This is a genomic window from uncultured Bacteroides sp. (genome assembly GCF_949298305.1).
Lineage (GTDB): Bacteria > Bacteroidota > Bacteroidia > Bacteroidales > Bacteroidaceae > Bacteroides.
In genome coordinates, this window is the sequence record NZ_CASFWU010000037.1 from 1 (window position 1) to 23,078 (window position 23,078).

Genomic DNA, 23,078 nt, shown 5'->3' on the forward strand with positions numbered 1-23,078 from the left:
ACAAAGCAAGACTCATCAATCATTTTAAACCAAAATGTCAAAGAACTCTCGTTATTTGATGATATTTAAAACTAATGCGATTTTATCGCACCAGTAGTAGTGCACGTTTATTTTAATACCGGTCCCCAAAGAAAACGTCCTTTGAAAATTAGGTGGAAATGTTCCGTGAGATTATCTTTGCACACAGTCTGAACCAAACGACGGATTCAGACGTTCAAGGAAGTTCCATAAACATTGTACCCATGAAGAAGTTACACATTGGACTACTGCCCCGTATCATCATTGCTATCCTGCTGGGCATTCTTTTCGGAAATATCCTCCCTACACCGTTGGTACGTGTATTCGTCACGTTCAACAACGTGTTCAGTGAATTTCTCAACCTTTCCATCCCGCTCATCATTGTAGGCCTGGTGACAATTGCCATAGCTGATATTGGTCGTGGTGCAGGCAAGATGCTGGGCGTCACCGCCCTGATTGCTTATACGGCCACTTTACTTTCTGGTTTTCTTTCCTACTTCACGGGCATCTGCTTCTTTCCTTCGCTCATTACCCCCGGCATACCGCTGGAAGAAGTAAGCGAAGCACAAGGCATACTTCCTTACTTTTCTGTAGCCATTCCGCCACTGATGAATGTCATGACTGCACTTGTATTGGCTTTCACACTGGGCCTCGGACTTGCCCATCTGAACAGCGACACTCTGAAGAAAGCTGCACGCGACTTTCAAGAAATCATCGTAAAAATGATTTCTACTACTATCCTGCCACTTTTACCCATTTATATATTCGGTATCTTTCTGAACATGACTCATTCCGGACAAGTATTCTCCATTTTGGGTGTTTTCATTAAAATTATCGGCATCATTTTCCTGCTTCACATTTTTGTGCTGGTTTTCCAATACTGCATAGCCGCATTATTTGTCCGCAAAAATCCTTTCAAGCTCTTAGGCAAGATGCTTCCTGCTTATTTCACAGCATTAGGCACCCAATCGTCTGCCGCCACCATCCCTGTCACGTTGGAACAGACCCAAAAAAACGGCGTATCGCCCGATGTGGCAGGCTTCGTCATCCCCCTATGCGCCACCATTCATCTATCAGGCAGTACACTGAAAATTGTAGCTTGCGCTCTGGCCCTGATGATCATGCAAGGCATGCCCCACGGACTTCCACTTTTCGCAGGTTTTATCTTCATGCTTGGCATCACCATGGTGGCTGCTCCGGGTGTTCCCGGCGGAGCCATCATGGCCTCACTGGGTATTCTGCAATCCATGCTGGGATTTGACGAGTCTGCCCAAGCGCTGATGATAGCACTCTACATCGCCATGGACAGCTTTGGAACAGCCTGTAATGTGACCGGCGACGGTGCCATAGCCCTCATCATTGACAAAACCATGAAAAGATAACAGGCTGGATTTGGGTATTCCAAGATAAATACCGATTTTTGCAGCTTACATATAAAACGATTATCGTCTTAAAAAATATTCATCATGAAGAAAGCACTCATTTCCGGTATCACGGGCCAGGATGGATCTTTTCTGGCCGAATTTCTGTTACTCAAAGGATACGAAGTACACGGTATCCTCCGCCGCTCTTCCTCCTTCAATACCGGACGCATCGAACATCTGTATTTCGACGAATGGGTACGTGACATGAAGCAAAAACGGCTCATCAACCTGCATTACGGTGACATGACGGACAGCAGTTCACTCATACGCATTATACAGCAAGTACAGCCTGACGAAATTTATAATCTGGCCGCACAAAGCCACGTAAAGGTATCGTTCGACGTTCCGGAATATACAGCTGAAACCGATGCAGTGGGCACACTGCGTATGCTTGAAGCCGTTCGCATATTAGGCATGGAGAAGAAAACCAAAATCTACCAGGCCTCTACATCCGAACTATTCGGCAAAGTACAGGAAATTCCACAGAAAGAGACGACCCCTTTCTACCCACGCAGCCCCTATGGAGTGGCCAAACAATACGGTTTCTGGATTACAAAAAATTACCGCGAAAGCTATGGTATGTTTGCCGTAAACGGTATCCTGTTCAACCACGAAAGCGAGCGGCGCGGCGAAACGTTCGTGACTCGCAAAATAACTCTAGCAGCCGCCCGTATCGCACAAGGCTTCCAAGACAAACTTTACTTGGGCAATCTGGACGCACGCCGGGACTGGGGGTACGCCAAAGATTACGTAGAGTGCATGTGGCTCATCTTGCAACACGATACTCCTGAGGACTTTGTCATTGCCACGGGTGAAATGCACACGGTGCGCGAGTTTGCCACCTTGGCTTTCCACGAAGCAGGTATTGAACTGCGCTGGGAAGGCGAAGGAGTCAATGAAAAAGGTATAGACGTAAAAAACGGCAGAGTACTGGTAGAGGTAGACCCGAAATATTTCCGTCCCGCCGAAGTAGAACAGTTACTGGGAGACCCAACCAAGGCAAGAAATCTGTTAGGATGGAATCCGCGCCAAACCAGCTTCGAGGAACTTGTACGCATTATGGCTGCCCATGACATGAAGTTCGTAAAGAAGCTACATCTTCGTTCACAGGAGCAGGACTGATAAAAACTGACAAGATATGGAAAAGAACGCCAAGATTTATGTAGCAGGACACCGGGGGCTGGTAGGTTCCGCCATCTGGAAGAACCTGCAAGAGAAAGGCTATACAAACCTGACAGGCCGTACCCATCAGGAACTTGACCTGTTGGACGCAGCGGCCGTCCGCCGTTTCTTTGACGACGAACAGCCGGAATACGTATTTCTCGCTGCAGCCTTCGTGGGAGGCATCATGGCCAACAGCATCTACCGTGCCGACTTCATCTACAAGAACCTCCAAATACAGCAAAACGTAATTGGCGAAAGTTTCCGCCACAACGTAAAGAAACTCCTCTTCCTGGGCAGCACCTGTATCTATCCCCGAGAAGCCGAACAGCCGATGAAGGAAAATGTACTGCTCACATCTCCACTGGAATATACCAACGAGCCGTATGCCATAGCCAAAATAGCGGGACTGAAGATGTGCGAAAGCTTCAACCTGCAATACGGAACCAATTACATTGCCGTAATGCCCACCAATCTTTACGGACCCAATGACAATTTTGATTTGGAGCGTAGCCATGTACTGCCGGCTATGATTCGGAAAATACACTTAGCCAACTGTCTCAAACGAGGTGATTGGAAGGCAGTGAGACACGATCTGGACTTACGCCCTGTGGAAGGTGTAGATGGAAACTGCTCCGAGGAGGATATTCTGAGAATCCTCGGCAAATATGGTATCAGTGGAGATGAAATCAAGCTTTGGGGAACAGGCACGCCACTCCGAGAATTTCTCTGGAGTGAAGAAATGGCCGACGCGAGTGTATTCGTCATGGAACATGTGGACTTTAAAGATACCTACACTGCTAACGACAAAGAAGTGCGCAACTGCCATATCAATATCGGTACTGGGAAGGAAATCAGCATTCGACAGCTGGCTGAACTGATTATAAAAACCGTTGGCTATCAAGGCAGGCTGACTTTCGACAGCAGCAAACCGGACGGTACCCTACGCAAACTGACAGATCCATCCAAACTCCATGCTTTAGGCTGGCATCATAAGATTGATATAGAAGAAGGCGTTAAACTCATGTACAACTGGTATCTAAAAGGATAGGAATATTCATTCCGCCTTTTCCTTATCGAATTTCTTCAGCATTCTATACACCTGGGGATGCAGAAAATAGCGGATGTCACGACCTTCGGAGAGAGCCTGCCGGATGAAGGTTGAACTGATTTCGAGTACGGGGGAAGAAACCAGACGCACCGTAGGCGGCAAGGAAGATGTATCTACAGGATAGCCGGGACGAGGATAGACCAGAATGGAATTCTCGGACAGCAGACGGTCAGAGCAATACCAACGGGAGAATGACTGCCAGTTGTCCGAGCCGATGATGAGGTGGAAGGTGTGCTGAGGATAAACTTCCTTCAGCTTGTCGAGAGTATGAATGGTGTATGAAGGCTGCGGCAGACGAAACTCGAAGTCGGAAGCACGAAACCGGGAATAGCCGGATATGGCTACACGAACCAGTTCCAGACGCAAGGCATCGGGCAGAAGTTTCTGCCCTTGCTTAAAGGGGTTACGGGGAGTAACCAGAAACCACAGCTCATCCAGCCCCTCGAACTCGCAGAGGTAGTTGGCAAGGGCCAGATGGCCTACGTGGATGGGATTAAAGGAACCGCTGAAGATACCGATGTTCATAAAATAATGTGGTAATATGCAAATACGATAATGGGCAAATGTGATAATGGGCAAAGGGCATCTGTCGCATTTGCGTCATCTGCGTGCCATACTTGCACCCCGCAAAGTATATCTCAACCCTTGCGGTGCAAGGAGCGCCAGGAAACATACACATTGTAGCCCGTAACCAGGGCGACAAGGAACATGCAAATGGCAAGTTCGTAGTCGGAATAGATGCAGTAACCCGCCGACAGGCCCAGGGCCAAGAGACAGAGCAGCGCATTGACAACCAGCAGGACCTTGTCCAGCTTCGGAGGATATGATGATCTCATGACTGCAAGAATTGAGTGATTACCTTCAGGGTTTCAGCCTTGGCCTTCTCCAAATCGTCGTTCACGATGACGATGTCGAACTTAGGAGCAAAAGAAAGCTCGTATGTGGCTTTGGCCACACGGTCTTCAATAACCTCAGGCGTATCGGTTCCACGCCCCACCAGGCGTTTGCGCAACTCTTCGACCGAAGGAGGCTGGATGAAAACAGAAAGAGCACGGTCTCCATAGAACTTCTTGATGTTGCAGCCGCCCACGACATCGACATCGAACACCACATTCTGACCGGCAGCAAGCTGCTTCTCAACCTGCGACTTCAGAGTGCCGTAAAAACGGTCGTGATAGACTTCCTCGTATTCCAGGAACTCACCGGCGGCGATGCGTCGACGAAACTCATCGGGCGAGAGGAAGAAGTACTCCACTCCATCACGCTCCGCTCCACGCGGAGGACGACTGGTGGCCGATATGGAAAAGGCCAAATTCAGGTTCTGTGTCAACAGATAGTTAATGATGGTCGACTTGCCCGAACCTGAGGGGGCGGAAAAAATAATCAGTTTAGCCACGGGAAAAATTATGAATTTAGAGTTCAATAAATTCAAATATCAGAGTTTTGAGTTCAGAAATCAGCACGCTGAAATCCGAAATCTTTTTACATTACATTCAGCACCTGTTCCTTAATCTGCTCCAGTTCGTCCTTCATCTGCACCACAATCTTCTGCATCTCGGCATGGTTGGACTTGCTGCCCAGGGTGTTGATTTCGCGCCCCATCTCTTGCGCGATGAAGCCCAGTTTCTTTCCCTGGCCGCTGCCGTTCTCCAGTGTACTGATAAAATACTTCAGATGGTTGGCGAGGCGCTGTTTCTCTTCGTTCACATCCAGCTTTTCGATGTAGTAGATGAGTTCTTGCTCCAAACGATTCTTGTCGTAATCCACACTGATGGTCTTCTCCAGCGCATCGACAATGCGTTCCTTGATTTTTCCTACCCGCTCCTTCTCATACGGTTCAACCGACTCAAGCAGGCGGGCGATATTGGCAATCTTCTCACGGAACTTCTTCTCGAGGGCAGCTCCTTCCTGCTTGCGGAAATCCACCAAATGGCCGATAGCCTCGCAGACAGCAGCCCGGGCAGTTGCCCACTCCTCCTCGCTCAGTTCGGTGCTTTCCGTCTTGGTCATCACATCCGGCATCCGCAACAAGGTAGCAAACCAGTCTTCGGGTTCGGGAATGCCGGTAGCAGCAGAGATGGCCTTGATGCGGTTATAGTAGGCACGAACCACATCCTCATTGATGGGGGTAGCCAACTGATCGGCATCTTTTTTCTCCACCCAAAGAGAGAAATCGACCTTACCACGTTCCAGCCGACCTGTAATCTCGTTACGAATTTCCATTTCTTTTTCCCGATATACGGGCGCAATGCGGGTGGAAAGATCCATAGCCTTGCTATTCAACGACTTTATCTCCACATTGATTTTCTTGTCGGGCAGCTCAACCGTAGCTTTGCCGTACCCCGTCATTGACTGTATCATATCGTTTTTCTATTAAGTTACTCAAGTTCCGGTTTTGACATTTTACTGGAAGTTAAGAAGTTATCACTTTGCTTTGCTCTGCTAGAAGTTAAAGCCGATAGTCTTACAAAAGGAAAAATTAGCAGTAACAGGTCTATTGGCCTTTAACTTCTAAGCCCGCCCTGGCGGAATCTCTCCCCCTTCGGGGGGGGGAGTTGGAGGGGGCCTCCTTCTAACTCCTCTAACTCCTTCAAGTTTGGCTCCGCCGATTTTCAATTCGGTAAAACTGAAACTTGAATTAAGTTACTATAAAAGACTTAAGCACCTGTGAGGTAAAATTCCACTTGTCAGTCTAGAAGTTATGCCAAACTTTTACAAGGGTCGATGAGTCGCAGAAATTCTCCATGTCACATTCTCCATTATTTCATCTATTGGTCCTACCCCCTCAGCCCGCCCAAGACGGGCGATAACACCTCCAGGCTTTCATGTTTTGGCAAAGCCTGAACTAGATATTACACCTGAATTCTTAAGTTTTGTGCAAAATTACGCCATTATTTTTAATACTGAAAATAATCACGTAAATTTGTCAGCTGAATTAAAGCTTGTAGAAGCTCCGAATATGAATGAGAAAAGGGGGATAAAGAGACTTAACGCCACCCCGTCCTTATTCTTCACATTCCGCTTCTGCCGGACAAACATTAAAGGGAAGATAATATGTCGTGCATTTTACATATCGAGACATCGACCACGGCCTGCTCAGTAGCCCTTAGCGAAGACTCGCAGGTGGTGTTCAAGAAAGAAGAATTGAACGGCCCGTCTCACGCCGTTTTGTTAGGAGTATTCGTTGATGAAGCACTCTCGTTTGCCGACAGCCACGCCATGCCGCTGGATGCGGTAGCCGTGAGCTGCGGACCGGGGTCGTACACTGGTCTGAGAATCGGGGTGTCAATGGCCAAAGGCGTATGCTATGGACGCAATCTGAAACTGATTGGCCTCCCCACGCTAAAGGTGCAGTGTGTACCGGTGCTGCTCTATCACGATGAGCTGCCTGACGACGCACTGCTTTGCCCCATGATAGATGCCCGACGCATGGAGGTGTATGCAGCCCTCTACGACCGTGCTCTGAAACCTGTGCGCGACATCGCTGCCGACATTGTGGACGAACACTCTTACCGCGAATTTCTGGATCAGCAGCCCGTCTACTTTTTCGGCGACGGAGCCACCAAGTGCAAAGAGAAGCTGACCCACCCCAACGCGCATTTCATTGACGGCATACGTCCGCTGGCAAGTATGATGATGCCACTGGCAGAAAAAGCCATAGCAGAAGGGAAGTTTGAGGACGTAGCCTATTTCGAACCTTTCTACCTGAAAGAATTCGTAGCCGGGAAACCGAAAAAAGTACTTTAAGATTTTCAGGATTCTGATTTCAGATTTGAAACCTCAGCATTGATGACGTGCAGGAATCAGAAACAAGGCATCTGAACTCTAAAATCCTACATTCCGAATGCTGAAATCATTAATCATAAATCATTGATTATGCAATATAACACCCAACAGAAAAAGATGCCGCTGCCCGAATACGGACGCAGCATCCAGAACATGGTAGACCATGCGCTGACCATTGAAGACCGTGCCGAACGCCAACGTTGTGCCAACACCATCGTCAACATCATGGGAGGAATGTTTCCTCACCTGCGCGATGTACCCGACTTCAAGCACAAACTGTGGGACCATCTGGCCATCATGTCCGATTTTAAACTGGACATTGACTATCCATTTGAGATTATCCGGAAAGATAATCTGGAAGTCAAACCGGAGCCGATTCCCTATCCCCGCACCCGCATCAAGTACCGTCACTACGGCCGCACGCTGGAGGTGCTGATAGAGAAAGCCTGTGAAATGCCCGAAGGCGACGAGAAGCAGAACCTGATAGCCCTGATTTGCAACCACATGAAGAAGGACTACATGGCGTGGAACAAAGACACGGTAGACGACAGCAAGATTGACGACGACCTGAGAGAACTGTCCGAAGGCAGACTACAGATGACGGAAGCCATTGTGAAGCTCATGAACGAACGGATTGAGCAAAACTGCCGTCCGAAACAGAACAACAACCCCAACAGAGGAGGAAAGAACAAGAAGAAATATTAAGTTGATGAGTTGGTGAATGGTTTTACCACTAACCACTCATTGCCAATCGTTAACCACTAACCACTACCAACATGGCATCATTCGTAATAGAAGGAGGACACAAACTGGCAGGGGAAATCTATCCCCAAGGGGCCAAGAACGAGGTATTGCAGATAATCTGTGCCACTCTGCTCACATCCGAACAGGTGACCGTGAGCAATGTGCCGGACATTCTGGACGTGAACAACCTGATAGAACTGATGAGAGAAATGGGAGTCAACGTGGAAAAAATAAACACGGACACCTATCGTTTCCAGGCAGCAACAGTAGACATGGACTACATCGGCAGCGATGCCTTCCTGAAAAAATGCGCCAGTCTGAGAGGCTCTGTCATGCTGGTGGGTCCGATGGTGGCACGATTCGGCAAGGCTCTGATTTCAAAACCCGGAGGCGACAAGATTGGCCGCCGCAGACTGGACACTCACTTCGTTGGCATCCAGAATCTGGGAGCAACAATGAACTTCGACGAAGAAAGAGGCGTGTACGAAATTACGGCCGACAAGCTGGAAGGCACCTACATGCTGCTGGATGAGGCCTCGGTAACAGGCACAGCCAACATCGTTATGGCAGCCGTTCTGGCCAAAGGCAGAACCACCATCTACAACGCCGCCTGCGAACCTTATGTGCAACAACTCTGCCGGATGCTGAACCGCATGGGAGCCAAGATTTCGGGAATCGCGTCGAACCTGTTGACCATTGAAGGGGTGGAAGGCTTGCACGGAACGGAACACACTGTACTGCCGGACATGATTGAAGTGGGTAGCTTTATCGGCATGGCAGCCATGACCCAAAGCGAACTGACCATCAAAAACGTGTCTCACGAAAACTTAGGCATTATCCCCGAAAGTTTCCGGAGGCTGGGCGTACGTCTGGAGCAACGGGGCGACGACATCTACGTGCCGGCACAGGAAACGTACGAAATAGAATCGTTCATAGACGGTTCCATCATGACCATTGCCGACGCGCCCTGGCCGGGACTGACACCCGACCTGTTGAGCGTAATGCTAGTAGTGGCCACGCAGGCCAAAGGCAGCGTGCTCATCCACCAGAAGATGTTCGAGAGCCGCCTGTTTTTCGTGGACAAGCTCATAGACATGGGAGCCCAAATCATCCTTTGCGACCCGCACCGTGCCGTGGTCATCGGCCACGACCACGGGTTCAAATTGAGAGGAGGCAACATGACGTCGCCGGACATCCGAGCCGGCATTGCTCTGCTCATAGCCGCCATGAGTGCAGACGGCATCAGCCGTATCCACAACATCGAACAGATTGACCGCGGGTATCAGAATATTGAAGGACGGCTCAACGCCATAGGGGCACGAATAACGAGAATATAAGTTTCGGTTTTACCCGAATTGTAAAACAGCGAAACCAAACTTACAGAAGTGAAAGAAGTTAGCAGAAGTTATCGCCTGCCCGACGGGTTCAGGAGTTAAAGGCCAATAGAACCTGAAACGGCAAATTTCTCTTTTTACGTTTCTATCGGCCTTAACTTCTATATCTTCTAAAGCATCCAGAAGAATATTAAAACCGGAACTTGAAAATATGATCAAACGGGAAGAAGTATATAAGATAGGTATATTCAACAAGCCGCATGGCATTCATGGCGAACTGCAGTTCACCTTCACCGACGACATCTTCGACCGAGTGGAGGCGGATTATGTCATTTGCCTGTTGGATGGCATTTTTGTACCCTTCTTCATCGAAGAATACCGTTTCCGCTCGGACACAACAGCTCTGATGAAACTGGAAGGGGTAGACACCACCGAGCGGGCGCGCATGTTCACCAACGTAGAAGTCTACTTTCCCCGTCAGGAAGTCGAAGAAGAGAGCAGGGACGGACTGACGTGGGACTACTTCGTGGGCTTTGACGTGTTCGACCTGCACAACAGGTACTTGGGTACTGTAACGGATATAGATACATCGACCCTCAACACCCTGCTAGTCATAGAAAAAGAAGGCATGGAACAACTGATTCCGGCCCAAGAGGCTTTTGTGACCGACATTGACGAGAACAGTCGCAAGCTGGTGATGGACCTGCCCGTAGGACTGCTGAGCCTGGAGGATGCGGAAGAAGTATAAAGGAAAAGGAAAGAAGCTATGGTACCGACAGGAAAAAATCTGAAACGAAGAAAACGGAAAGCCTTCTGGAAAGACATCAAGTTCAAATACAAGCTGACCATTATCAATGAGAACACACTGGAAGAGGTCGTAGGACTGCATGTGTCCAAACTGAACGGAATTTCAGTGCTGCTCTCCGCACTGACAGTGCTCTTTGCTGTGGCAGCAGCCATCATCACTTTCACCCCCCTGCGCAACTATCTGCCCGGCTACATGAATAGTGAGATACGTCAACAGGTGGTGGAGAACGCACTACTGGCCGACTCACTGCTGCAAGTCGTTCAACAGCAGGATTTGTATATTGTCAACGTGCAAGACATCCTCCGCGGCGAAATCAAGGCAGATACCGTGCGCTCCATGGACTCCCTCACCCTGATGCGAAAAGACTCGCTGATGGAACGAACCCGAAGGGAAGCCGAATTCCGCAAACAATATGAAGAAAACGAAAAATACAACCTGACCAACATCAGTGCGCGCACCGATGCCGACGGACGCATTTTCTACCGCCCCACCCGCGGCATGGTGTCGTCGGCATTCAATGCACAGACCGGACACTTAGGCACTGACATTGCCGCCAACCCGGGCGAAAGCATCCTGTCTACCTTGGACGGTACCGTCGTGTTGAGCACCTACACCGCAGAAACGGGCTACGTCATTGGGGTGCAGCACAACCAGGACTTCCTGTCTGTGTACAAGCACTGCGGCTCGCTGCTGAAGAAGGAGGGTGACACGGTGAAAGGCGGAGAAGCCATCGCACTGGTAGGCAACAGCGGTGAGCTGAGCACTGGGCCTCATCTTCACTTTGAACTGTGGCACAAAGGAAGGGCTGTGAATCCGGAACTGTTCATCGTATTTTAAAAACAGAATAAAGAAGCCAGAAACAACATCTGCTTGCTTCTGAAAACATAAATGTAACAACAATAACAATGAAGAAACTGATAGCCATACTCGGTTCTACCGGCTCCATCGGGACACAGGCCCTGCAAGTGATAGAGGAGCACCCCGACAAGTACGAAGCCTACGTGCTGACGGCCAATAACCGGGTGGACGAACTCATAGCCCAGGCACGCAAGTTCAAGCCTGAAGCTGTGGTGATAGCCAACAAATCGAAATACCCGCAACTGAAAGAAGCCCTGGCCGACCTTCCCATCAAAGTGTACGCCGGCGAGGAAGCGCTCTGCCAGATTGTGCAGGAGAAAGCCATCGACATTGTGCTCACAGCCATGGTGGGTTACGCCGGACTGCGCCCCACCATGAATGCCATCCGCGCCCGCAAAGCCATCGCCTTGGCCAACAAGGAAACCCTGGTAGTGGCCGGAGAACTGATCAATGCCCTGGCACGGGTGAACCGCACCCCCATCCTGCCCGTCGACTCGGAGCACTCGGCCGTATTCCAATGCCTGGCGGGAGAAGCGGGCAACGCCATCGAGAAGGTGATACTGACAGCCTCGGGAGGTCCCTTCCGCACCTTCAGCCACGAACAGTTGAAGACGGTAACCAAGGAACAGGCTCTGCGCCATCCCAACTGGGACATGGGTGCCAAGATTACCATCGACTCCGCCTCGATGATGAATAAGGGTTTTGAGGTGATAGAGGCCAAATGGCTGTTCGGCGTACGTCCGGACCAGATAGAAGTAGTGGTGCATCCGCAGTCGGTCATCCACTCGATGGTGCAGTTTGCCGACGGAGCCGTCAAGGCACAGCTGGGCATGCCGGACATGCGCCTGCCCATCCAGTACGCCTTCTCCTACCCCAACCGTCTGCAGGCCTCGTTTCCTCGTCTCGATTTCACCCGATGCACGGAACTGACTTTCGAGCAGCCGGACACCACCCGTTTCCGCAACCTGGCCTTGGCTTATGAAGCCCTCCATCGCGCGGGCAACATGCCCTGCATCGTCAATGCCGCCAACGAAGTTTGCGTGGCCGCCTTCCTGCACGACCGCATCTCCTTCCTCGGCATGAGTGACGTAATAGAAAAAACCATGGAACGGGTTTCCTTCATCAGCAAGCCTGCCTACGAAGACTACGTGGCCACAGACGCCGAAGCAAGGCGGGTGGCAGAAGAAATAATAAGAGGATGAGTTTATAAACTCAAGAATCTTAAAACAAAAAACTCATAAACTTAAAAACTTACAAACTCAGATTAAATGGAAACATTCTTGATTCGTGCCTTGCAACTCATCATGAGCCTTTCACTGCTCGTCGTCGTTCATGAGATGGGGCACTTCCTCTTCGCCCGCCTATTCAAAACGCGGGTCGAAAAGTTCTGCCTTTTCTTCGACCCCTGGTTCACACTGTTCAAATTCAAGCCCAAGAACAGTGAGACGGAATACGGCATCGGCTGGTTGCCCCTGGGCGGCTATGTCAAGATAGCCGGCATGATAGACGAGTCGATGGATACCGAACAGATGAAACAACCCGTACAGCCGTGGGAGTTCCGCGCCAAGCCGGCGTGGCAACGTCTGCTCATCATGGTGGGCGGCGTACTGTTCAACTTCCTGCTGGCCCTGTTCATCTACTCCATGATTCTCTTCACCTGGGGCGATTCCTATATCCCTGTACAGAAGGCACCACTCGGCATGGATTTCAACGAAACGATGCACGCAGTGGGTTTTCAGGACGGCGACGTACTGATTTCGGCCGACGGTGTACCCTTTGAACGCATGGGCGGCGACCTGCTGACTGCTCTGGTGGACGCCCGCCAGGTGACCGTGCTGCGCGACGGCCAGGAAGCTTCGGTCTACATTCCCGAGGATATGATGGACCGCCTGCTGGCAGACAGCACCCGTTTTGCCGACTTCCGCTACCCGTTCGTCATTGACAGCATCGTGGCCGGACGCCCGGCCGCACTGGCCGGACTGCAACCGGGCGACAGCATCACCCAACTGGACGGGCGCAACATTGCCTACTTTGACTTCAAGGAAGAGATGCTGAACCGCAAGAAAGACGGACAGGCACCGCACGACATCCGCCTGACCTATGTACGCAACGGTGTCACCGACACCCTCAGTCTGACCACCGACTCACTTTACGAAATCGGTATCACGGCCGACATGCGCACCGCCCGTCTGCTGCCCGTCGTGACAAAGGAATATTCATTCTTCTCCTCCTTCCCTGCCGGCGTGACACTGGGTGTGAATACCCTGAAAGGCTACGTAAGCCAGATGAAATACCTCTTCTCCAAGGAAGGAGCCAAGCAGTTGGGAGGTTTCGGCACTATTGGCAGCATCTTCCCAGCCACATGGGACTGGCACCAGTTCTGGTACATGACAGCTTTTCTCAGCATCATCCTGGCTTTCATGAACATCCTGCCCATCCCGGCCCTGGACGGCGGTCATGTGCTGTTCCTGCTCTACGAGATTGTGGCACGCCGCAAGCCCAGCGACAAATTCATGGAGCGCGCGCAGATGGTGGGCATGTTCCTGCTCTTTGCCCTGCTTCTTTGGGCCAACTTCAACGATGTACTGCGGTTCCTCTTCTAAGTAATCCGCATAACTGACATTCAAGCACGGATAACACGGTTTTTCAAGGATTCCCGTTTTGAATCCGACCGCGTTGTCCGTGCCTGCCTCTCCACCTTAAATTGACAAAGGCGAACCGACAAAAGAACTGGAATAAACCCGTTCTGATGCCCGGACGTTCCTCTGACAGGCATAAACCTGATTACCATGAAACGCTATACACATCCCGTCCGCCTATTCCTGCTACTGCTGGCATTTTTCCTGGCGCCCCACCCGAACAGTCTGTCGGCCGCGCCTATCACTTTCAAGCCTCTGGCTACTTCATCCAGTCTGCCAACCAACGAAGTGCGCAACCTCTATCAGGACAGCGAAGGCTATATCTGGATTTCAACCTATAACGGTCTGCTCCGTTTCGACGGCTACTCTACAGTAGTTTACCGCCCTGACGGAAAGGACAAGGAGCGCAACATTGACGGTTTTGTGAACATTGTGGCCGAAGACCGCGAACACCGGTTATGGATAGGCACCAACAGCGGACTGTACGTACTCGACAAGCGGCTGGGAACACTGGAAAAGATTGTATCGCCCCTGCTGCAAGTAAGCTACATCGAAGCCATTGCCTGCACCGATAGCGGAGAAGTCTGGGTAGGAAGCAACAAAGGAATTTTCCGCCGCAAGGCCGGAAGCGTTTCTTTTGAACCATGCGGTCTGCTGGTGAACGGTGTCCAGACCACCCGCTACGATGTAAAGTCCATTCTTGAAGACCGGAACGGGCACATCTGGATTGGCACCTGGGAACAGGGTCTGTTGCGCTATGACCCGAAGAAGGACCAGTTTTACACCTACCGCAACATTAACCCTTCCCAGTCCGCCCACACCCTGTTTCAAGACAATCGGGGCAACATCTGGATAGGCACCTGGCGCTACGGACTGGCACGTCTGGAGAATCCCTACGACACGGAGCACTACCGGCTCAGGTACTATACACACCAGCCGGACAACCCGCGAAGCCTGTGCGACAACATTATTTACGCCATTGACCAAGACCCTAATACCGGCAAGCTGTGGATAGGCTCGCGCAGCGGACTGAGCATTCTGGAGTCGGAAGAAGGCGAAGGCACCTTCAGCAACTACCTGCCCGGGAAGAGCACGGGCACCCTGCCTTTCAACGAGGTAGATGCCTTACTGGCCAGCCGCGACGGACTGATGTGGGTAGGCATGCTGGGAGGAGGAGTCTATACGGTCAACACCCGGAAGAAACTGTTCGACTACGATCCCATCGCTCCCCTGCTCCGACGTTTCCCCACCAGCTCCATCCGCAGTGCCTACCCGTCAGGCAAACATTCCATGTACATGGGAATAATGGGCTACGGACTGGTGGAGTATGACGCCGAACGACAGAGCATCGTCCACTACAAGGAACATCCCGCCTTTGCCCACCTGCCCTACATCTCCACCGTGAACGACATCATCCGCCTGAAAGACGGCAGCTACTGTTTTGCCACCTGGGACAATGGTATATGGATGTACGACGGACAGAAAGCCCGTTCCATCAATCCGCAGACTCACCCCGCCCTGACCGATGTCTGCATCTATTCCCTGCACGAAGATGGGAAAGGCAACCTATGGATAGGTACACGCAACGGACTCTGCCTGATGGATACCAAGGGCAAACTCCTGCAAATAGACCAGCGCTGCTCCAACGAAAGACAGGCCTGGCCACAGGTTCCCGTTTTCAAGATTGTAGAAGACGGACAGGGAGACATCTGGGTGGCCACCCCCAACAATGGCATCTGGCGCTTCACGCCACAAGAAAGCGGACACTATTCCGGCAAGATGTATGACTCCAATCACGACAATTCACAGTCTGTAGGTGCCATGACACTCTGCGTAGACAGCCAAAACCGCATCTGGGCAGGCACCAACGGCAACGGACTGGACTTGTACGACCCGGATACAGACCGCTTTGTATCCGTCTTCGACAACTGTTTCGAAGCGGGCGATGTGGTGTTCTCCATGCTGGAGGACAACGACAATACCCTTTGGCTGACCACCAACTCACAGATGTACCACATCGACGCGGCCAATCTCCGAGAAGCCCGCATATCCACCTACACCATGGAAGAAGGGCTGCAAGACCCTATTTTCAACCGCAATGCCTGTTTCAAGGACCAGGAAGGCAAGCTCTACTTCGGCGGCACACACGGACTGAACAGCTTCTACCCGCAAGACATCGGCCACGACAACGCCTCCTACCCGACCGTACTCACCGACCTGAGGATTTATGACACCTCCATTCGCAGCCTCAGCCTCGAAGAGCAGAACACCCTGCTGGATGCTCCGCTGGACTATGCCAGCCAACTGGTACTGCCTTACGACCAGAATAATTTCAGCCTTGACTTCTCCATCCTGAACTACATCAACCCGAACCTGAACAAATATCAGTACCGCTTGGAAGGATACGACACCGAATGGATTTCGACCAATGCCCTCCGTCATTTTGCCTACTACAACAATCTGCCGGCAGGCGACTACACCTTCAAGGTACGCGGAGCAACCCCCAACGGCGTATGGTCGGAACAGGAACGTGTGCTCCGCATCAGCATTCTGCCACCGCCCTGGCTTTCGTGGTGGGCCTACTGTCTGTACATAGTCCTCGCTGCGACCCTTGCCGGCCTTCTTTACCGGACCATACGCAAACGAATCCGGATGCAGCGCGCCATCGAACTGGGCAACCTGCAACGGCAGAAGCTGGAAGAAATCAACCACGCCAAGCTCCAGTTCTTTACCAACATCACTCACGAGCTGCTCACTCCGCTGTCCATCATCTCGGCCTCGGTCGACGAACTGAAGATGCAGCATCCCGACCTGTCCCTGCGCCTGCGCAGCATCTCGGACAACACCCTGCGCCTGGTGCGCCTCATCCAGCAGATACTGGAGTTCCGCAAGGTGGAGAACGGCAAACAGCAGCTGCGTGTGTCGCGGGGCAACCTCACCCGCTTCCTGCGCCACTCGGCCAATGCCTTTACACCGCTCATCCGCAAGAAACGCCTGCACATCGTCATCGAAGGAGACGGGACAGAGGCCGAAGGCTATTTTGACCCCGACAAGCTGGACAAGATTGTGTACAACCTGTTGTCCAACGCCGCCAAATATACCCAGGAGGGAAACGTCATCACCCTGCGCCAGCAGTACGACCCCGAGGAAGAAAAGTTCACCTTCAGCGTCAACAACCCGGGCGAGGTGATTCCCGCCGGCAAGCTGGCCCACCTGTTCGAACGCTTCTACGAGGGCGAATACCGCAAGTTCCACACCATAGGGACGGGCATCGGCCTGTCGCTGACCAAAGACCTGGTGACACTGCACCACGGCACCATCAGCGTGAACAGCGATGCCGAGACGGGAAACACCTTCACCGTCTCGCTGCCCGTAGGCCGCGGAGCCTATACCGACGAAGAGACCGACCCGGAGGCCGCAGTCCCCAACGACGCCGCAGACGCCCCGGCGGAAAGCGGCGAGTTCCTGCCGCCTGAGCCGGGCTGCCTGCCCGCCGTGGAGAGCGGCGACCGCCAGCGGCCCGCCATCCTGATTGTAGAGGACAACGAAGAACTGCGCGAAGCCATGCACCGCCTGCTGGGCAGCTGCTACCAAGTATCCGCAGCACCGGACGGGACTACCGCCCTGAAAATACTGGAGATGGAGCCTACCGACCTGGTGGTGTCCGACGTGATGATGCCGGGCATGGACGGCATGGAGCTGTGCCGCCGCATCAAGACCCGGTTCGGAAGCGCCCACATCCCCGTCATTCTGCTGACGGCACGCACCGGCAACCAGGACCGCGTGGAAGGATACGGCGCCGGAGCCGACGGCTACATCTGCAAGCCGCTGGACTTCGCCGTACTGATAGCCAAGATAGAGAACCTGCTGAAAAAGCGCGGACAGGCCGCCGTGGACGCCCGCCGCAAGCTGGTGTTCGAGGCCAAGGAAATCAGCTACACGCCGGACGACGAGCAGTTCCTGAAGAAGGCCATGGAGTGTGTGAACGCCCACCTGGACGAACAGGACTTCGACCTGGGCAAGTTCGTGTCGGCCATGGGCATGGCCCGCTCCACCCTGAACGACAAGCTGAAGCAGCTGACCGGACTGACGCCCCTGGCCTTCATCTCCAACGTCCGCCTGCAAGCCGCTTTCCGCCTGCTGGAAGAGAACAGGAAGATACGCATCAACGACCTCGCCTTCAAGGTGGGATTCAACGACCCCAAGTACTTCACCCTCTGCTTCCGCAAGAAGTTCGGCATCTCGCCCAAAGAATACCTGGCACAGAAGGAGGGGAAGACGGAGACGGAAGACGGTGCATGAAACGGCGACATTCCTCCCTGAAAACGCCTCCCCCCCCCTCAAAAGAATGCCGGAAAAGGATGAAAAAGCAACGATTCATCCTTTTTCGGTATTTATTCACCCTCTTCATTCCTCAAGATTGATAGTTTTGCAGCACATTCTTTTTGTTTAATCTTAAATTATCAAACGTATGAGCTGTAAGATTTTAGCTTCTGACAAAGCGTTTGCATTCCTTACACTGCAGCTTTGTCTTTTCCTCCTTCCCGCGAAGGTACATGCCATTCCGCAACAATCGTCCACCTACCACGTATCGGGTGTCGTGAAAGATGCCTCGGGCGAAAGCATCATCGGCGCCAGCGTACTGGAGAAAGGAACAACCAACGGTATCATTACTGACATCGACGGCAAATTCACCCTGACCGTCAACCCCAACGCCACGCTGGTCATTTCGTTCATCGGATATGCCAGCCAGGAGTTCACCATCGACCGCAACAACATGCAACTGAACGTTGTCCTGAAAGAAGACAGCAAGATGATTGACGAAGTGGTGGTAGTGGGCTACGGCGTACAGAAGAAAGAGAACCTGACGGGTTCGGTGGCCGCCGTCAACTTCAACGATGTGGCCAACATGCCCGTGGCCAACACGGCCAACATGCTGCAAGGCCGCCTGCCGGGCGTGATGCTGACCGGCAACGGTGCGCAGGCCGGTAAGGACAATCCCGAAATCCGCGTGCGCGGTGTCGGCACCCTGGGCGACGCCAGCAAGAACAACCCCATGGTGCTGATTGACGGTGTGGAAAGCTCCATCAGCCAGATTTCCGAACTGGCCGCCGAAGACATCGAGAGCGTGTCCGTACTGAAGGACGCCGCCTCGGGAGCCATCTACGGCGTGCGTGCAGCCAACGGCGTCATCCTCATCACCACCAAGCGCGGCAGCGAACAGAAACCCACCATCAGCTACTCGGGAAGCATCGCCCTGCAACAGGCCACCATCCTGCCCGACTACGTGAATTCCTACGAATGGCCAAGATGTACAACGAATGCCAGCCCGGCAAGGCCTATACGGACGAGATGCTCCAGAAACTGCAGAACGGCTCGGACCCCGACCACTTTGCCAACACCAACTGGGCGGAAGAGATGTTCCGCACCGCACCCATGCACCAGCACCACCTGTCCGTAACGGGCGGCAGCCAGAACGTGCACTACATGATTTCGACCCAGTACTTCAAGCAGGAAGGTATCCTGAAGAACACCGCCAACCAGCGCTTCAACTTCCGCTCGAACGTAGACGCACAGCTGGGCATCGTCAAGATAGGCCTGAACCTCTCCGGCAGCCGCCAGAGCATTGACGAGCCCACCACCAGCGTGACGGGCGAAGGCCTGATGCGCTACCTCACGTGGTTCACCCGCCCCACCGTACCCGTTCAATACTCCAACGGCCACTACGGCTACGTGGACGGCAACTCCGCCATCGGCCAGTCGGTGTTCAAGAACCCCATCTACGCCATGAACAACGGCTACAAGGACAACAAGAACTACCGCTTCGACGGCAAGTTCTTCGGTGAGATAGACATCGTGAAGGGACTGAAGTTCCGCTCCAGCCTGGCCTACAAGTTCTACATGAACGACGTGACCACCTTCAACCCGCGCAGCGACGCCCGCTACAACGCCGAGGGCGAAGAACTGGCACCGGCCGGCACGCAGAACACCCTCACCGACTATCACTACCTGGAGACCAGCTACATCAACGAAAACATCCTGACCTACAACGCCACCTTCGGCAACCACGAAATCGGCGTCCTGCTGGGTCACTCCATACAGGGCACCCGCTGGGACAAGAACGAGGCCAGCAAGCAGGGATTCCCCACGGACAACATCTACGAGATGGACGGCGGCACGCAGAACGACAAGGTGACAGGCTCGGCCGAGGAAACCGCCCTGCAATCCTTCTTCGGACGCATCAACTACAACTACGGCGGCCGCTACCTGTTCGAGATGAACATCCGCCGCGACGGTTCCTCGCGCATGCCGCAGGCCAACCGCTACGCCACCTTCCCCTCATTCTCGGGTGCCTGGCTCATCTCCAACGAGAGCTTCATGCAGGACATCAACTGGCTCAGCTCGCTGAAGCTGCGCGCCAGCTGGGGTAAGCTGGGTAACCAGGAGATTGGCAACTACGCCTACGCCTCCACCCTCTCGGCACAGGGCAGCTACTACTTCGGCGACACGAAGTACGTGGGCATGAAGACATCCAAGATTGCCAACGAGAACATCAAGTGGGAAACGACCACCATCACCGACTTCGGCATCGACGCCTCGTTCTGGCAGAACCGCATCAACATCGTGTTCGACTGGTATGACAAGACCACATCCGACATCCTGCTGCAACTGCCCATGCCGGGCATCTTCCTGGGCTCGCTCGGCGCTCCCTACCAGAACGCCGGCAAGGTGCGCAACCGCGGCTGGGAATTTGCAGCCAACTACTACGACCAGAAGGGCGACTGGAGCTGGCAGGCAGGCTTCTCGCTGGCAGGCGTGAAGAACGAAATCCTCGACATGCAGGGCCTGGAAAGCATCAGCAACAACACCATCAACCGCGAAGGCGAAGCCATCGGCTCGTACTACGGACTGAAAGCCGTAGGCATCTACCGTACGGAGGCCGACCTGAACCGCGTCAACGCCAAAGGACAGACCATCACACAGAACGGACAGAAGCCTCAGCTGGGCGACATCATGTACGAAGACTTCAACAACGACGGCGACATCACCGACGCCGACCGCCAGGTCATCGGCAACCCGTTCCCCGAGCTGCAATACTCCTTCAACCTGGGATTCAGCTACAAGAACTTCGACGTGACGACCTTCTGGCAGGGCATCGCCGGACTCGACCGCTTCAACTGGGACGAGACCACCATCTCCAACGGCGGCAACAAGAGCTCGCGCTGGCTGGACCGCTGGTCGGCAGAGAACCCCAACGGCAGCATGCCACGCATGGGCGGCGAAATCAACAACCGCTACTCGTCCTTCTGGCTGACCAAGGGCGACTACCTGCGCCTGAAGAACATAGAAATAGGCTACACCTTCAAGAAGGAAGCCTGGATGAGCAAAATCGGCGTGCAGAGCCTGCGCCTCTACCTGGCCGGCACCAACCTGCTCACCTTCACCTCGCTGAAGGACTACGACCCCGAAAAGCAGAGCAGCGACATGCGCAACGACGTACACCCCAACACGAAGACCTATTCATTTGGTATCAATGTCAAATTCTAAAAAACATCCGAACATTATGAAACTCATCAACAAATACATCAGCCTGGCACTGCTGTCCGGCGCCCTGAGCACCTCCTGCTCCGACAGCTTCCTGCAAAAGGACTCACTGACCGAATCATCGTCGACGACCTTCTGGCAGACGCCAAACGACGCCATGATGGCGCTGGCCGCCTGCTACGACGCCCTCCAGAACAACCAGCTCTACAACTCGGACCAATACACCTTCGGGCCGCTGTACATGGAGTGCATCAGCGACAACGGCGGACACTTCAACTGGAACGGCTGGATTGAAGGCTACGACGTGGCCATGGGCATACACAACCCCAGCTCCTGGGTGTTCAGCGACTACTGGAAAGCCAACTACGAAGTCATCAGCCGCTGCAACACGCTGATTGCCAACATTGACCGCGTAGAGCTGAGCGACGCCGAAAAGGCACGCTACAAGGCCGAGGCCATCGTGCTCCGCGCCCTGACCTACACCAACCTGACCATGACCTACCAGGACGTGCCCTACCTCACCGAACCCCTGACCCTGGAGAACCCCAGCCGCGAGAAGAGCAAACGCGCCGACATTGTGAACAGCGTCATTGCCGACCTGAAGGAGCAGGTGAAGAACCTGCCCGAAACGGCCGACCTGGGACGACTGACCCGCGGAGCCGGATACGCCATCCTCGGCCGTCTGGCCCTCTACAACGAGAAGTGGGACGAAGCCATCAGCGCCTACCGCGAGGTGATGAAGCTGGGCTACAGCCTGCACCCGAAGTATAGCGAACTGTTCACCCTGGCCGGACAGACCTCGCCCGAGATTGTCTTCTCCGTGCGCTACGAAGGACCGGGGCTGAGCGAAGGAGCCTCGTTCAACGCCCACTGGAACACGCCGGGCGAGTTCATCAACGGCACCATCGACCTGGCCGACGACTATTACCTGACCGACGGCAAGAAGACCACCGACACCAACTACGGCGTGATGGAGAACGGCAAGCTGAACGTCAGCAAGCCCAACGCCGCCCACTGGGAAAACCGCGACCCGCGCCTCTATGCCACCCTCTTCGTGCCCGGCATGTACTGGAACGGCAAGGGCGGCGAAGGAGCCTGGTACGGAGGAGCCGCAGCCTCCCTCTCCACCGTCTACGTGATGAAATACTTCGACCCCACAGACACCAGCAACTCCTGGGACAACGGACAGGACTTCTACGTGGTGCGCTATGCCGAAGTGCTGCTCTCGCTGGCCGAAGCGCTGGTGCAGAAGGGCGGATATGACGAAGCCGAAGTGCGCGGACTCATCAACCAGATACGCCAACGCAGCGACGTGAACATGCCGAAGGTGGAAGACGTGGAAGGCACCGGCCTCAGCAAGGAAGCCCTGCTGGAGGTCATCAAGCACGAACGCCGCGTGGAGCTGGCCTTCGAGGGACTGCGCCTGTTCGACGTCTACCGCTGGAAGATGCTGGACAAGGCCGTGGCCAACATCGAGAAGGAGCGCACCACGCTGGGACTGGCCTACGAAGCACGCCAGTACAACGGCGAACGCGACTACGTGTGGCCCATCCCGACATCCGAACTCGACTCCAACAAACTGCTGGAGCAGCACGAACTTTGGAAATAGACCTTTTCAGTTAGCAATAGGGTAACCGAAGGATGGCCGGG

General features: G+C 53.4%; 18 protein-coding genes. 14 read left to right on the top strand and 4 right to left on the bottom strand.

The genetic code is table 11. From position 1 onward, the window contains the following. Positions 1 to 242 precede the first annotated feature (242 nt). The 3 genes from Q1Y74_RS06805 (at position 243) to Q1Y74_RS06815 (ending at position 3,654) form a co-directional block, all read left to right on the top strand. Entirely contained in the window at positions 243 to 1,400 is a 1,158-nt protein-coding gene (locus tag Q1Y74_RS06805; protein ID WP_300813201.1) for a dicarboxylate/amino acid:cation symporter, read from the top strand. Between the two features lie 84 nt (positions 1,401 to 1,484). Further along, entirely contained in the window at positions 1,485 to 2,564 is a 1,080-nt protein-coding gene (gene gmd / locus Q1Y74_RS06810) for a GDP-mannose 4,6-dehydratase (protein WP_300813204.1), read from the top strand. A 16-nt stretch (positions 2,565 to 2,580) separates the two neighbouring features. Beyond that, the gene (locus Q1Y74_RS06815; RefSeq protein WP_300813206.1) at positions 2,581 to 3,654 is read left to right on the top strand and encodes a GDP-L-fucose synthase; all 1,074 of its coding nucleotides are present in this window, start codon (positions 2,581 to 2,583) and stop codon (positions 3,652 to 3,654) included. A 6-nt stretch (positions 3,655 to 3,660) separates the two neighbouring features. On the opposite strand, the gene nadD is transcribed toward Q1Y74_RS06815, so the two are convergent. From nadD to Q1Y74_RS06835, 4 genes are all read right to left on the bottom strand, one after another. Then, the gene (gene nadD / locus Q1Y74_RS06820) at positions 3,661 to 4,239 is read right to left on the bottom strand and encodes a nicotinate (nicotinamide) nucleotide adenylyltransferase (RefSeq protein WP_300813208.1); all 579 of its coding nucleotides are present in this window, start codon (positions 4,237 to 4,239) and stop codon (positions 3,661 to 3,663) included. A gap of 113 nt (positions 4,240 to 4,352) precedes the next feature. After that, positions 4,353 to 4,550, bottom strand: coding sequence for a hypothetical protein (locus tag Q1Y74_RS06825; RefSeq protein ID WP_300813209.1), 198 nt, complete (start codon positions 4,548 to 4,550; stop codon positions 4,353 to 4,355). After that, on the bottom strand, positions 4,547 to 5,110 hold the full coding sequence (gmk, locus tag Q1Y74_RS06830) for a guanylate kinase (protein ID WP_300813211.1): 564 nt from the start codon (positions 5,108 to 5,110) through the stop codon (positions 4,547 to 4,549). The genes Q1Y74_RS06825 and gmk overlap by 4 nt, the downstream gene beginning before the upstream one ends. Positions 5,111 to 5,196: 86 nt before the next feature. Beyond that, positions 5,197 to 6,075 carry a YicC/YloC family endoribonuclease gene (locus tag Q1Y74_RS06835; protein ID WP_300813213.1) on the bottom strand — a complete coding sequence of 293 codons (879 nt, stop codon included), beginning with the start codon at positions 6,073 to 6,075 and terminating at the stop codon, positions 5,197 to 5,199. 693 nt (positions 6,076 to 6,768) lie between these two features. Here Q1Y74_RS06835 and tsaB point away from each other — a divergent pair. From tsaB to Q1Y74_RS06890, 11 genes are all read left to right on the top strand, one after another. Beyond that, entirely contained in the window at positions 6,769 to 7,461 is a 693-nt protein-coding gene (tsaB, locus tag Q1Y74_RS06840; RefSeq protein ID WP_300813215.1) for a tRNA (adenosine(37)-N6)-threonylcarbamoyltransferase complex dimerization subunit type 1 TsaB, read from the top strand. Between the two features lie 129 nt (positions 7,462 to 7,590). Then, positions 7,591 to 8,205, top strand: a complete 615-nt coding sequence (locus tag Q1Y74_RS06845; protein ID WP_300813217.1) for a DUF4290 domain-containing protein — start codon at positions 7,591 to 7,593, stop codon at positions 8,203 to 8,205. A gap of 71 nt (positions 8,206 to 8,276) precedes the next feature. Next, positions 8,277 to 9,581, top strand: coding sequence for a UDP-N-acetylglucosamine 1-carboxyvinyltransferase (gene murA / locus Q1Y74_RS06850; RefSeq protein ID WP_300813219.1), 1,305 nt, complete (start codon positions 8,277 to 8,279; stop codon positions 9,579 to 9,581). Between the two features lie 208 nt (positions 9,582 to 9,789). Then, complete coding sequence (gene rimM, locus Q1Y74_RS06855; protein WP_300813221.1) at positions 9,790 to 10,326, top strand: ribosome maturation factor RimM; 537 nt, start codon at positions 9,790 to 9,792, stop codon at positions 10,324 to 10,326. 18 nt (positions 10,327 to 10,344) lie between these two features. Further along, entirely contained in the window at positions 10,345 to 11,223 is an 879-nt protein-coding gene (locus tag Q1Y74_RS06860) for a M23 family metallopeptidase (protein WP_300813224.1), read from the top strand. Between the two features lie 68 nt (positions 11,224 to 11,291). Next, on the top strand, positions 11,292 to 12,446 hold the full coding sequence (locus tag Q1Y74_RS06865) for a 1-deoxy-D-xylulose-5-phosphate reductoisomerase (RefSeq protein ID WP_300813226.1): 1,155 nt from the start codon (positions 11,292 to 11,294) through the stop codon (positions 12,444 to 12,446). 66 nt (positions 12,447 to 12,512) lie between these two features. Beyond that, on the top strand, positions 12,513 to 13,847 hold the full coding sequence (rseP, locus tag Q1Y74_RS06870) for an RIP metalloprotease RseP (RefSeq protein WP_300813229.1): 1,335 nt from the start codon (positions 12,513 to 12,515) through the stop codon (positions 13,845 to 13,847). A 186-nt stretch (positions 13,848 to 14,033) separates the two neighbouring features. After that, a complete protein-coding gene (locus tag Q1Y74_RS06875) occupies positions 14,034 to 18,185 on the top strand; it encodes a two-component regulator propeller domain-containing protein (protein ID WP_300813231.1) in 4,152 nt (1,383 codons plus the stop codon). Between the two features lie 169 nt (positions 18,186 to 18,354). Further along, entirely contained in the window at positions 18,355 to 19,344 is a 990-nt protein-coding gene (locus Q1Y74_RS06880; RefSeq protein WP_300813233.1) for a carboxypeptidase-like regulatory domain-containing protein, read from the top strand. Beyond that, positions 19,236 to 21,431 (top strand): SusC/RagA family TonB-linked outer membrane protein, encoded by a 2,196-nt coding sequence (locus Q1Y74_RS06885; protein ID WP_300813236.1) that lies wholly within the window; start codon positions 19,236 to 19,238, stop codon positions 21,429 to 21,431. Before Q1Y74_RS06880 ends, Q1Y74_RS06885 begins: the two co-directional genes overlap by 109 nt. Before the next feature lie 16 nt (positions 21,432 to 21,447). Next, on the top strand, positions 21,448 to 23,037 hold the full coding sequence (locus Q1Y74_RS06890; protein WP_300813235.1) for a RagB/SusD family nutrient uptake outer membrane protein: 1,590 nt from the start codon (positions 21,448 to 21,450) through the stop codon (positions 23,035 to 23,037). Positions 23,038 to 23,078 lie beyond the last annotated feature (41 nt).

Coding starts and splice junctions, on each gene's coding strand:
- Q1Y74_RS06815 (WP_300813206.1), top strand. CDS start 2,581: ATGGAAAAGAACGCCAAGATTTATGTAGCAGGACACCGGGGGCTGGTA.
- Q1Y74_RS06880 (WP_300813233.1), top strand. CDS start 18,355: ATGAGCTGTAAGATTTTAGCTTCTGACAAAGCGTTTGCATTCCTTACA.
- Q1Y74_RS06875 (WP_300813231.1), top strand. CDS start 14,034: ATGAAACGCTATACACATCCCGTCCGCCTATTCCTGCTACTGCTGGCA.
- Q1Y74_RS06865 (WP_300813226.1), top strand. CDS start 11,292: ATGAAGAAACTGATAGCCATACTCGGTTCTACCGGCTCCATCGGGACA.
- murA (WP_300813219.1), top strand. CDS start 8,277: ATGGCATCATTCGTAATAGAAGGAGGACACAAACTGGCAGGGGAAATC.
- Q1Y74_RS06835 (WP_300813213.1), bottom strand. CDS start 6,075: ATGATACAGTCAATGACGGGGTACGGCAAAGCTACGGTTGAGCTGCCC.
- tsaB (WP_300813215.1), top strand. CDS start 6,769: ATGTCGTGCATTTTACATATCGAGACATCGACCACGGCCTGCTCAGTA.
- Q1Y74_RS06845 (WP_300813217.1), top strand. CDS start 7,591: ATGCAATATAACACCCAACAGAAAAAGATGCCGCTGCCCGAATACGGA.
- rseP (WP_300813229.1), top strand. CDS start 12,513: ATGGAAACATTCTTGATTCGTGCCTTGCAACTCATCATGAGCCTTTCA.
- Q1Y74_RS06860 (WP_300813224.1), top strand. CDS start 10,345: ATGGTACCGACAGGAAAAAATCTGAAACGAAGAAAACGGAAAGCCTTC.
- gmd (WP_300813204.1), top strand. CDS start 1,485: ATGAAGAAAGCACTCATTTCCGGTATCACGGGCCAGGATGGATCTTTT.
- nadD (WP_300813208.1), bottom strand. CDS start 4,239: ATGAACATCGGTATCTTCAGCGGTTCCTTTAATCCCATCCACGTAGGC.
- Q1Y74_RS06825 (WP_300813209.1), bottom strand. CDS start 4,550: ATGAGATCATCATATCCTCCGAAGCTGGACAAGGTCCTGCTGGTTGTC.
- Q1Y74_RS06890 (WP_300813235.1), top strand. CDS start 21,448: ATGAAACTCATCAACAAATACATCAGCCTGGCACTGCTGTCCGGCGCC.
- Q1Y74_RS06805 (WP_300813201.1), top strand. CDS start 243: ATGAAGAAGTTACACATTGGACTACTGCCCCGTATCATCATTGCTATC.
- rimM (WP_300813221.1), top strand. CDS start 9,790: ATGATCAAACGGGAAGAAGTATATAAGATAGGTATATTCAACAAGCCG.
- Q1Y74_RS06885 (WP_300813236.1), top strand. CDS start 19,236: ATGCTCCAGAAACTGCAGAACGGCTCGGACCCCGACCACTTTGCCAAC.